The sequence below is a fragment of the Candidatus Poribacteria bacterium genome (genome assembly GCA_016866785.1).
GTDB lineage: Bacteria > Poribacteria > WGA-4E.
Map to the genome: position 1 here is coordinate 1 of VGLH01000040.1, position 11,092 is coordinate 11,092.

At 65.7% G+C, this 11,092-nt stretch carries 10 protein-coding genes; 4 read left to right on the forward strand and 6 right to left on the reverse strand.

The window, feature by feature from the left end; translation table 11 throughout:
- The first annotated feature begins 919 nt into the window (after positions 1-919).
- On the forward strand, positions 920-2,146 hold the full coding sequence (locus FJZ36_07620; GenBank protein MBM3214765.1) for a T9SS type A sorting domain-containing protein: 1,227 nt from the start codon (positions 920-922) through the stop codon (positions 2,144-2,146).
- Positions 2,147-2,356: 210 nt separating this feature from the next.
- Here FJZ36_07620 and FJZ36_07625 read toward each other — a convergent pair whose 3' ends face one another.
- Both FJZ36_07625 and FJZ36_07630 read right to left on the reverse strand, forming a co-directional pair.
- Positions 2,357-3,250, reverse strand: coding sequence for a phytanoyl-CoA dioxygenase family protein (locus tag FJZ36_07625; GenBank protein ID MBM3214766.1), 894 nt, complete (start codon positions 3,248-3,250; stop codon positions 2,357-2,359).
- A complete protein-coding gene (locus tag FJZ36_07630) occupies positions 3,247-4,026 on the reverse strand; it encodes a phytanoyl-CoA dioxygenase family protein (GenBank protein ID MBM3214767.1) in 780 nt (259 codons plus the stop codon). Before FJZ36_07630 ends, FJZ36_07625 begins: the two co-directional genes overlap by 4 nt.
- Before the next feature lie 411 nt (positions 4,027-4,437).
- Here FJZ36_07630 and FJZ36_07635 point away from each other — a divergent pair, with 411 nt between their 5' ends.
- Together FJZ36_07635 and FJZ36_07640 are read left to right on the forward strand one after the other, a co-directional pair.
- Positions 4,438-5,259 carry a C1 family peptidase gene (locus FJZ36_07635; GenBank protein ID MBM3214768.1) on the forward strand — a complete coding sequence of 274 codons (822 nt, stop codon included), beginning with the start codon at positions 4,438-4,440 and terminating at the stop codon, positions 5,257-5,259.
- A gap of 19 nt (positions 5,260-5,278) precedes the next feature.
- On the forward strand, positions 5,279-6,943 hold the full coding sequence (locus FJZ36_07640) for a DUF2961 domain-containing protein (protein MBM3214769.1): 1,665 nt from the start codon (positions 5,279-5,281) through the stop codon (positions 6,941-6,943).
- Between the two features lie 481 nt (positions 6,944-7,424).
- On the opposite strand, the gene FJZ36_07645 is transcribed toward FJZ36_07640, so the two are convergent.
- Complete coding sequence (locus tag FJZ36_07645; protein MBM3214770.1) at positions 7,425-7,898, reverse strand: rubrerythrin; 474 nt, start codon at positions 7,896-7,898, stop codon at positions 7,425-7,427.
- Between the two features lie 235 nt (positions 7,899-8,133).
- On the opposite strand from FJZ36_07645, the gene rpsT reads away from it, so the two are divergent.
- Positions 8,134-8,400, forward strand: coding sequence for a 30S ribosomal protein S20 (gene rpsT, locus FJZ36_07650; protein ID MBM3214771.1), 267 nt, complete (start codon positions 8,134-8,136; stop codon positions 8,398-8,400).
- Positions 8,401-8,459: 59 nt separating this feature from the next.
- Here rpsT and rpe read toward each other — a convergent pair whose 3' ends face one another.
- Genes rpe through FJZ36_07665 form a run of 3 tightly spaced genes read right to left on the reverse strand, consistent with a single transcriptional unit; the run spans position 8,460 to position 11,089 of the window.
- A complete protein-coding gene (rpe, locus tag FJZ36_07655) occupies positions 8,460-9,146 on the reverse strand; it encodes a ribulose-phosphate 3-epimerase (protein ID MBM3214772.1) in 687 nt (228 codons plus the stop codon).
- Positions 9,146-10,117, reverse strand: coding sequence for a PASTA domain-containing protein (locus tag FJZ36_07660; protein MBM3214773.1), 972 nt, complete (start codon positions 10,115-10,117; stop codon positions 9,146-9,148). The genes rpe and FJZ36_07660 overlap by 1 nt, the downstream gene beginning before the upstream one ends.
- A gap of 9 nt (positions 10,118-10,126) precedes the next feature.
- Positions 10,127-11,089: a methionyl-tRNA formyltransferase gene (locus FJZ36_07665; GenBank protein ID MBM3214774.1), complete on the reverse strand. Its 963-nt coding sequence runs from the start codon at positions 11,087-11,089 to the stop codon at positions 10,127-10,129.
- Between the last annotated feature and the right edge of the window lie 3 nt (positions 11,090-11,092).

Genomic DNA, 11,092 nt, shown 5'->3' on the forward strand with positions numbered 1-11,092 from the left:
CTTCCCGGTCACCGCGCCGACGGCAACCGCGTTGACGACGACGTTCGACTTGACGGCGCTGGGTCCCGATTGGGACGGCTTGCAGGAGGTCCATTTCTCGACCAACGGCGGTTCCACCTATGCGTCGACGGGTCTCACGTTCATGATCAACTCACCGCCGCCACCGCCGCCGGTGTTCGAGGCGATCCTGCCTGACCACGCGGATCGCGGCTCTATCGCCGACGTGGTGGTGACCGGAGCGAACCTCGACAACGTCGAGTTGGCTCTGCTGAACGATGGTCTGGAATCGCTGCTTTGGGCATCGGAATACTTTGTGACATCGTCGATCGCTGTCGGGGCGGCGTTCGACTTGACCGCTCTGGGCCCCGACTGGGAAGGTACGCATAGCGTCTACTTCGTCGTCGGCGAAGGCGAGCCGATGCCCACGGGCTTGAGCTTCACTATCACCATGCCGCCTCCGCCGGAGCGGAACTGGATGGGGACGCTCCGTCTGATGAGCGGCGTTCCCGTCGAGGACAAGCTGGTGACCTTCGGGTTGGCGATCGATGCGGTCGATGGCTACAACTCGCTCGAAGACATCATCGCTCCTCCGGCTCCGCCGCCTCCATCGTCGTGGCTGCGCCTGCAGCGAGGTGGTGAAGACTACCTGCAGGACGTCCTCGCCTTCTCGGACACCATCGACCGCATCTGGAACATCGCCGTCCACGTGGACAGCGGGACGTTCTACTTGGGCGTCGATTCGCTCCCGGAGGGCGTCCTGGCGTTCTTCAACGACTCGCGGATCGAGTACGGCGAAGCCGTCTATCAGTTGCCTCTGGAAGCATCGATCCCGCTGAACACCGGGTTCCACACGCTGACGCTGGTCATCGCCAAGCGTTCCGCCGTTCCGCTGAGCACGACGCTGGGCGTGCGCTGGCAGATGTTCTCGCTGCCGGGACCGACGACGGACGGGTCGCCTGCGGACCTGTTCACCCGCGGCGTCGTGTCGATGTATGGCTACAACCCGTCGCCGGAAGTCCAAAACTACTACTCGATGTTCGGCGATGTGGTTGCTGAGGTGCCGGGTGTTCAAGTGTCGGATGATCCGCTTCCGTTCGTGAGCCAGGGCTGGTGGATCTTCCGCGATCCGGCGGCGGGTCCCCTGCCGACGACGTTCAATGTGGACATCTTCGATCCGAACGCCGAGTCGGTGGACGTGACGCTGCATCCGCGGTGGAACATGGTGGGCGTCCCCTGGAGCGGGACGACGGCGGGAGCATACAGCACGGCTCCCAACTCGGTCTACGCCTTCGACGGGGCGAACTACAGCATCGTCCCGGCTGAGAGCCCGCTCTTTGACTTCCACGGATACTGGGTCTTCAACGCGCTGGCGACGATGCAGACGGTGACGATCACGCAGGGCGGGCTGGTGACGGCTCCGTCCATCGTCCAGCGTGCGGCTCCGTCGGCTGACTGGCTGGCTCCGCTGACGATCTCGCTGGACAGCGGGATCGACAAGACGGTGGAGCTGGGCGGTGGATCGAAGGCAGTCGTGGGCTTTGACGCCTATGACGTGGGTCTGCCTCCGGCTCCTCCGATTCGCAGCTACTCCGAGTTCTTCGCCAAGACGGACGATCCGATCGAGCGGATGACTCGGAGCGTGCTCCCGTCGAATCTGCGCGAGGCGACTTGGGAGCTCTCGGCGAACCTGGCGGAAGCTGGCACGCTCCGCTGGAAGGCGCTGACGCTTCCCGAAGGCTACCGGATCATCGTCGAGTCGGGCAGCGAACGGCACGACCTGAGCCGGGACGGTTCCATGCGTCTCGACGCCGGTCGGCACTCGTTCACGGCTCGTCTGAGCTTCACGGCTCCGTCTCGCAGCCGTCTGATGACGAACTATCCCAACCCGTTCAATCCGGAGACGTGGATTCCCTTCGAGCTGAAGGAGGGTTCCGCCGTCACGGTGAACATCTACGACGTGGCGGGTTCCCTGGTGCGGACGCTCGATCTGGGCTACCGCGATTCGGGCTACTACACGTCGCGCAGCGATGCGGCTTACTGGGACGGACGCAACGAGCTCGGAGAACGCGTCGCCAGCGGCGTGTATTTCTACGAGCTCCGCGCGGGCAGCTTCCGTGAGACGCGTCGGATGGTGATTCACAAGTAGCCCACGCCAACGGTCAAGCACGTAGGGGCGGGTCTGAGACCCGCCCCTACGACCCGTCCGCAACCAGTGTGAGGGGTAGCTCCCCTCATGGTGAGTCCGCTGGACGGACTCACCGCTTCATCCGCGCGCCCATCTCTCAGCGAGGGATGGGCGCGTTTGTGCTCGCCCTTGAAGTGCGCCCAGGGGATGCGATGCCCAGCGCTTGTGCCACTAGCTCTCTTCGGAGAAGGGGCGGAACCCGCGCACCATCAAGCCGCGCTGGTTCCCTTTGCGGACCTCCGCCGCGCGCTTCTCGGCTTCGGCGCGGTTCAGCGTGGTCGTCCCGCCGATGGTCACGTAGTCGTCTGCCCGTCGGTAGCGGTTGATGAACACCGGGCGGGGCTTGCTGGAGTGGTTCTCTTTGGAGCCGTGGACACACTTCACGTGGAAGAGGATCGAATCACCCGCCTTGCCGGTGACCGGCACGGCGCGCTCCCAGGGCCACTCGTCCTCGCCGAGTCCCAGATGCGAGAACGTGTCGATGTGCTTCAACTGCCCCATCCGATGGGAGCCCGGCACGACGTGGAGCGCGCCGTTCACCAGGTCCGTGTCGACGGCGTAGTTGAGCACGCCGACGGGCCCCTCGTACCGATGCTCAAAGTAGGCGGAATCCTGATGCAGGTGCTTCGGATGGCCGCCGACTGGTTCCTTGTAGAGCGACTGCCCGTGGCCGAAGAGCTCGACGTTGGGGCCCAGAATCGCCTCGATGATATCGAGCGTCCGGGGGTCGAGGGCGCTCTGGAAGAACGTCCCGCTCGTCATGTACCCGATCGCGAGAACCATGATCTGCTTGTCGCGTGGGAACCCGGGCGGTGCTGGTAGGAAGAGCGTTCCGTCAGGCGTTCGCCAGCCCTCGACGATCTTCTCGGCGCGGTCGAGCAGCGAGATCGCCGTCGCGGCGGCGGCCTCGATATCGCGCAGGACACCCGGGACGTAGGGCTTCGCCAGGCCTCGCACGACGAGGCATCCGTGCTCCTGGTAAATGGCGGCGGCGCGGGAGACGTCCAGATCGTCGGCAAAGACTTCGATCTCGTCGACGGTCACGCTCGCGTCGGGAGGATTCATCGCGCGGGTTCTCCTGGTTCCAGCGGGAAGGGGATCGGGCGTTCTCCGAAGTGGTGGTGCGGGTCGTTCCCGCGCACGAGGACAGCGGGCCAGGGCCGGTTCAGAGAGTTGCCGGTCGCCGGTCGGACATGGGACGGCACATAGCGGATCGTCAATCCGCATCGGCGTCGTCCTGAGAGGTTCGGCAGGCTCCCGTGGACGAGCGCGCCATCGTGGAAGGACGCTTCGCCCGCTCGGAGGGGCACATCGACGGCTCTCGCCGCGTCGCTCTCGGAGACGGCGACCTCCTGATTGATGCTCAGCAGGTTGCCCTCGCGGTCGGACTTGCCGTGCTCGTGGATGCCGCTTGCATGGGAGCCGGGGATGACGCGCATGCAGCCGTTCTCGGCGTCGCTGTCATCAACGGCGTACCAAGCGGTGATGGCGCGAGCGGGGTCGAGTCCCCAGTAGGTCAGGTCTTGATGCCACGCGACGAACTTGCCGTCCTGCCCGTACTTGCAGAAGAAGTGGGTCGCCAGCAGGAGCACGTCGGGACCGATGAGCGATTCGGCGGCGTCGAGCAGGAGCGGATGCGTCGCCAGTTCCCAGATGAACCGCTCTTCGAAGTGGTGGTTGACGAGTCCGACGGCGGCCATGCGCGTCCCGACGCGGGCTTCGAGGGCGTCGAAGTCGGCGCGGTAGCGCTTGGCGTCCTCGTCGGACGCGATGCAGAGCGGCGACAGGAACCCGTCGCGGGCGAACGCAGCGACGTCCTCGCGCGTGAGAGCCATCCTCATGTCTCCTAGATGCCGCCCGTCGCGCCACGGGAACCGGCGGCCTTCCCACAGAATACCACGCCAACGCACAGGCTCCTAGCAAGCCGACGCAGCCGCAGGGATGTTTCATGTAGCCACTCGGTCCCCGCACGGCGGGGTCCGGACGAACGCCCGCTGCTCCGACGGGACACCAGCCGTCCATGGAGCCACCGTTTCCGCTCCGTCGCTCCCGCGAAAGCGGGAGCCCAGAGTACTGGATTCCCGCTCCTGGCCCCGTGAAAACGGGGCTACGTGGGAATGACGTGCTTCGGACCGGGCCGAATGAACCGGAGCTCGTGAGTGTGAGGGGTAGCTCCCCTCCTGGCGAATCCGACCGACGGACTCGACGCTTCATCCGCGCGCGCCCATCTCTCCATCGAAGGGTGAGCGCGCTTGTCTGAGACGGCGATGCACGACCACGGGATCCGCGCTATTCTCACGGCGAACACTGCCCTTGCGAGGAGACCGCCCGTGCAGACGATTCCCGCTGACTCCCGCGCGACGGCATCGGCTCCAGCCGCGATACCCAACGAAGCCGATCTGAACCCGCGATTCGAGCGATGGGGACTTTCGACCCGCCCGCAGGGCAACCGCCCGACGTGCTCCGTGTTCACCGTGACAGGCGCTCTGGAATACGCCCTCGCCAGCCGCGTGGGTCAGGGCACGCTGCTCAGTGTGGACTTTCTCAACTGGGCGTGCCAACAGGCGACCGGTCGCGAGACGGACGGGGCGTTCTTCTGGCAGCTCTGGGCGGGCTACGAGCAGTACGGCATCTGCCCGGAGAGCGACATGCCCTATGCCGCCGCGTTCGACCCTGAGCGGGACCCGTCGGCAGAGGCGCGCGATCGGGCGCAGCGTCGGTCGAAGCTCGCGCGACGTCTCCACTGGATCAAGGAATGGGACGTCAACACGGGTCTGACCGATGAGCAGTTCCTCGGCGTCAAGCGCGCTCTCGCCGATGGGTTCCCGGTCTGCGGCGGGTTTCGATGGCCCAAAAAGGCGACGTGGACCAACGGCGTCCTCGACATGTGCCCCGCCTCCGACGTGTTCGACGGACACAGCGTCCTGCTCTCCGGGTACTGCGACGATCCGTCGGGAACCGGCGGCGTCTTCGCGATCCGCAACTCCGGCGGCTCGGACCGCGCCGGGTTCCTGACTTACGAGTACGCGTGCGCCTACATGAACGACGCCGCCATCATCGAACCCGCTCCGTAGCCTCCTCGGAGAACAACCCATGTCGCTGTTTCAGGGCCCGCTCGGGGCGCTTCTCGCGCCTCCTGTCGGCCGGAGCCGCCGCGTATCGAGCAACGAACAGCCCAACTGGAACGACGGCAACTTCGACATGACGCGGTTGCCGCCGGGCGACACGCTGGAGCTGCCCGTCCTCCAAGGACCCGGCGTCATCAATCACATCTGGCTGACGAGCCACGCTGGCGGCGTCAACGAGCTGAACGCGCTCAGCATGCGCATCTACTGGGATGATCGGGAGGAGCCCGGCGTCGAGGTTCCCCTGGGCGACTTCTTCGCGGTCGGACAGAAGCCCGCCGTCGTGGAGAGCATTCCGGTACAGGTGTCGCCGTCGGGAAGCCTCACATGCTACTGGCGGATGCCCTTCGCGAAGTCGGCGCGGATCGTGGTCCGCAACGACAACGCGAACCGCTCGACGGGTCTCTACTGGCAGGTGGACTACGTGGAGCTCGACGAACTGCCGCCCGATACCCTCTACTTCCACGCCCGATACCGCCAGGAGTACCCCGCCGTCATGGGCAGGGACTACCTGCTGGCGGATTTGCAGGGACGCGGGCAGTACGTCGGAACCGTCATGGCGTTCACGCTGGCTCAGGACGGGTGGTTCGGCGAGGGGGACGACTTCTTCTTCATCGACGGCGAGGAGATTCCCAGCCTCCAGGGAACCGGCACGGAGGACTACTTCAACGACGCCTGGGGATACCGCCCGCGCACGAGCGTGTGGTTCGGGCAGCCGCGCTGGCAGGGACACCGCGCCGGCGACCACGGCATCTGCTACCGCTGGCACGTCCTCGATCCGGTCGGGTTCAGCAAGTCGCTGAAGGTCGCCATCGAGCACAAGGGGAACCGCGCTGAAGGCGAGGACGCGTGGTACATCGAGCGACCCGACTTCATCTCCAGCATCGCCTACTGGTACCAGCTCGGAGAGCCCAAGCCGTTCGGGCATCTGCCGGGTTACCCGGAGCGGTGCGTGCCGTGGCAGGAGCACCACCTCGTCGCGGCGTTCCGCGATGCGCAGACAACCGGCGGAACCGTCAAAGTGCAGACGGTCGGGTTCTTCGGCGGGAGGCCATCCCTGCGGTGGGAACCGTCCGAGGCGGGCGCGACGTTCTCCCTGCCGTTCTCCGTCGGCGAAGCGGGTCGGTACGCGGTGCGGTTCACAGCGTTCGCGTCTTCGTCCGGCGGGACATTCGATGTCGAGCTCGACGAGGTCTCGGTCGCGTCGGGACTCAGCTTGCGGACGGACTCCTTCGAGGACAGCGACCGCCTGCTGGGAACCCACGAGCTCGCCACCGGGGAACACACGCTGACGTTCCGCGCCGTGGCTGACGCGTCGGGCTCGGTCTCGCCGCTCTCAATCGAGGGTCTGCGGCTGCTCCGGCTTCCGCCGGAAGCCGTCCGTCCCGTCAAGACGTTCAACGAGGCGCACTTCATCCGCCTGGGCATCGGCAGAGCCCTCTACGCCTACCGATTGGCGTACGGCGAGCTTCCGCAATCGCTGCAGACGCTCGTCGAGAGCGGCATCATGCCGGATCGCTACCTGACCGATGAGAACGGGAACGCGATGGAAGCGCGCCTGGAGGGCGACCACTTCGTCGTTGTTGCGCGCGTATGGCATCATCGCTGGCAAGGGCTGGACGCGCGCCGCTGAGCGACCGGCTCGCGCGTTCGCTGGACGAGATGTGAACCAACGTGAATACGCGCAGAGGCAATCGCCGCAACAGCCAATGGGTCTGGACGGCAGTCACCCAATGGAGCGACGGCTCTCGTTCCGTGGACTTCGGTGTCGGAGCCCGAACCGAGGCGACCTTCCTCCGACTTTGCGACCGCCTTCCCATCGCCGAGGAGTGTTGCAGCGATGCCTGCGAGGTCTATCGCCGGCTCCCGTCAGGCCACCACCGGACCGGCAGGGGGGAAAGTGAACCGCAGTGGAGGCGTCCACTCGATCGTGCGAGACCGTCTCCACCGGCTCCGTCGTGCCACCAGGGACTTCACAAGGGCTGCACCAAGGGTCTCCCAGCGCTGGCAGCGTCGGTCGCCATGACCATCCTGCGCGTGGGATGGCCACAGTACCAGCATTCGTTGAGAACACCGGCGAGCCTAGGGCAGTTCCTCAGTATGCGGTCGTGGTGCTAGGACTTGGCGCGACGCTCGTACTCTTTGAGGTAGCCGCGGAACGCCCGTCGATGGGATTCCTCGTCCGCCAGCGCCGTGATGCACATATCCTGCGTGACGTAGTCGATGCCGTCGCAGAGCTTGATGAGCGCGTTGTAGTGCACGATGGCGGCTTCTTCCGCCTCGAGCACGCCTCGGACGACTGCGCCGACGTCCATCGAGTCTGCCGGTGGCTGCAGCGACGTCTGAGAGGGCGTGAACCTCATCGAGCCCGGTACGTTGCCTCCCAGCTCCCGCACGCGGTTGGCGAGCGTCTGAGCGTGCAGGAGCTCGCCCTGAACGTCGGCGGCGAGGGACTTCTTGATCTCCTCGGCGAGAATGCCGTCGAGGTGGATGGAGTTCGCCAGGTAGTTGAGGACGGTCTCGATCTCCATCCAGTAGCCCTGGATCAGTCCGTCGATGATTGCTTGTCTGCGGTCGCTGTCAGTCATCTATGGTCTCCTCGAGGACGGCTTCGGTCGTCTCGGCAGGCACGGGCGGAAGGACGGCTCCATCGTAGCACGCCCGCGATGGCTTGACCAACTCGACGGACGAGTCGGCTGGATGCCCAGTCGTTGCGAACCGGCTCCCCTCATTGAGTTGACAAGCGGCGAGGCGGACACTACACTTCACTGCGGTTCAACCACGACGCTCGACCACGTTCCGACGCAGAGCACACGGAGTCTCATGGCAAACCTATCTTCCGCGAAGAAGCACATCCGCGCCGACGCGCGCAAGAACGAGCGGAATCGCCGCGTCAAGGGCGCGATGCGGGCTGCGGTTCGTCAGGCGCGCATGGGGATCGTCAGCAACGACGCCAACGCCGCCGAAGCGCTGCGTCGCGCAATCAGTCAGCTCGACAAGGCTGCTAAGAAGGGCGTCATCAAGAAGGGCAACGCGAACCGGCGCAAGTCCCGCCTCATGCGCGCCTACGCGCAAGCGTCTGCTAGCTAGGCGTCAGCCCCGAGTCCATGTCGAACCACAGCGTGCGCCCGGACGTGAACGACACGTCCTCAGGCGTTCGTCTGCGCACTCGCTGCGGCGCGTAGCTCCCGGATCGCCGTCCGCACGTCAGCCTTTCCCATCGCCGCTGAGCCCGCGACGAACGACACGACGCCTGCCGAACGCAAAGCGCCGATAGTCTCAGTCGAGACGCCTCCGTCCGCCTGCAGAATGGCGTGGCTTCCTGCCGCCGCCAATGCGTCTCGGATCCCAGCGATCTTGGGCAGCACCTCTGGCATGAACCGCTGACCGGAGAATCCGGGGCGCACGGTCATCGGCAGGATCAGGCCCACCTGGTTCAAGTAGGGATCGATGGCTTCCGCTGGCGTGTCCGGCACCAGCGACAAGCCGACGCGGCATCCGAGCCGGCGTATCGTCGCCAGCAGGTTCCCGACATCCTCGTCGGCTTCGACGTGAACCGTGATGCCGTTGGCTCCCGCTTCGGCGAACCGATCGAGGAACGCTCCGGGCTTCGCGATCATCAGATGGACGTCGAAGTCGAGCGACGAGAGAGGGCGCAGATCGGCAACGGTCTGGGGCCCGAAGGATAGATTCGGAGCGAAAACGCCGTCGAACACGTCGATGTGGAGCCAGTCCGCGCCGGCTTCCTCGACGCGTCGGACGGCGTCGCCAAGGGCTGCGCTGTTCGCGGACAGCAGCGAGGGAGCGATCAGCAAAGGTCCGGGAGTGACCGGCACTAGAGAGGTTCCTGGAGCTTCGGCTCGTCCATGTCGCCCTCGTAGATCAGCAGCGTCGCATTGCCGACGACCGCGCGTGGAATCGACACGTGATGCCCGCCCTTCACGAAGCCGTTCACCATCTCGTGAGCGCCGGCTTGGTCTCTCACGATGATCTTGAGGCGAACGTCCGTGCCAGGGCTGCCGCCGACCTCGTAGTTGATCGTGACGATGCGCGTGCGCGTGTTGGAGGACGCCCTGGCGGAGGGCTGGTTCACCGTCAGCGTGACGGGTTCGCCGGTGGTGATTGCCGCGTTGGCAGGCGGGTATTGCCCCACGACGGTTCCCGTTTCCTGCCCGGGGCGCGATTCGTAGATGACATCCGCCAGCGACAGACGAAGTGATCGCACTTGGCGTTCCGCGTCCTCGCGGCGAACGCCCAGCAGACTCGGCATCAGGAACTCGAGTCGCTGAGGACCCCGGCTGAGGAGGACGTCGACGGGCGTGTCGAACTCCACCTCGACGTCCGCCGACGGCGACGACGCGATGACCGTGTCTGTCATCGGGAACGTGTCCGAGTAGGTGTAGACACGCCGACCGAGAACAAGATTCCGCACCATCAGTTCGAACTCGACTTCGCGCAGGCTCTTGTTGACCAGGTCGGGCACCTTCGCCGTTTCGGGTCCCGAGCTGACGATGAAGTTGATGGGGCGCTTCTGCTTGACCTGTTGTCCCTTGACGGGCAAATGATCGACGACGCTTCCGCGCGGAACGCTGTTGTCCGGACGGCGATCGACCTTCCCGACGACGAGCCCCATCTTCAGCGCCGTAGACCGCGCGGCAGCCAGCGACGAGCCGTGGAAGTCGGGGACGACGACGGGAACGCCGCGTGTGTAGTGGGGCAGCCACAGGTAGAGGAATACGGCGCTTCCGACGAGCCAGAGCGTGACGATCCCGGCGGCGATGGCAGAAAGGCGGTTAAGGATGCGCATTGGGCTCCGTCACTCGGTGGCGACGGGCGTTGGGGCACTGCAGAAGCGGCTTGGCAGCCCTCCCCGACAACCGTTGATGTAGTCGCGCGCCGTCATCGCGGATCGGTTTTCGGGACGCAGACGCATGATAGCCAGACTCCCGACGCCGCACTGAACACGCAATCGTTCATTGTCCTCGCGCAGCGAGCCGGGATCAAGGCCGCGGTCCTCATCGCTGGGTTCGCACTCCAAGATCGTCACACGCGACCCGTCCGGCAGGCTGGTATGCGTCCCGGGCCACGGCACGCACGCTCTGAAGCGACCGTAGAGGCTGCCGGCGTCCAGAGTCCAATCCGCATCGCCCATTTCCTTGGTGAGGCGCGGAGCGTGCGTTGCCTCGGCGTCGTTCTGTGGACGCGGCTCGGGCGGATCGTCCGGATAGCGCACGATCACCGATGCCAGCAGGTCGGCGCTGGCTTCCGCCAAGGTCCGGCTCAGTTCGGGCGTCGTGGCGGTCGGTTCGATGGGCACAGCCATCTGCGCCAGAATGGGCCCAGTGTCTTCGCCTGCATCGAGCTGCATGATCGTGATGGCGGTTTCCGAGTCGCCGTTCCACAGAGCCCATTGGATCGGTGCTGCGCCTCGGTACTTGGGCAGGCAGGACGGATGGATATTGAGGCAGCCGAACCGTGGCACGTCCAGCAACCTCTGTGGCAACAACTGCCCGAACGCTGCGACGACGATCATGTCCAGGTCGAGCGCACGCAACCTCTCCCGGAAGCTGCGCTCGCCGGCTCGCTCAGGCTGAAGAACGGGCAAGCCGAGGTTCTCGGCGGCGACCTTCACCGGCGGCGGCGCAACCCGATGTCCTCTACCGGCGGGTCGGTCCGGCTGCGTCACGACGGCGAGCGTATGCGCGACTTCCGAGACGCGACGGAGCGCCGGAACCGCGAAGTCGGATGTTCCCATGAAGGCGACGCGGAGCCGGCTCACAGG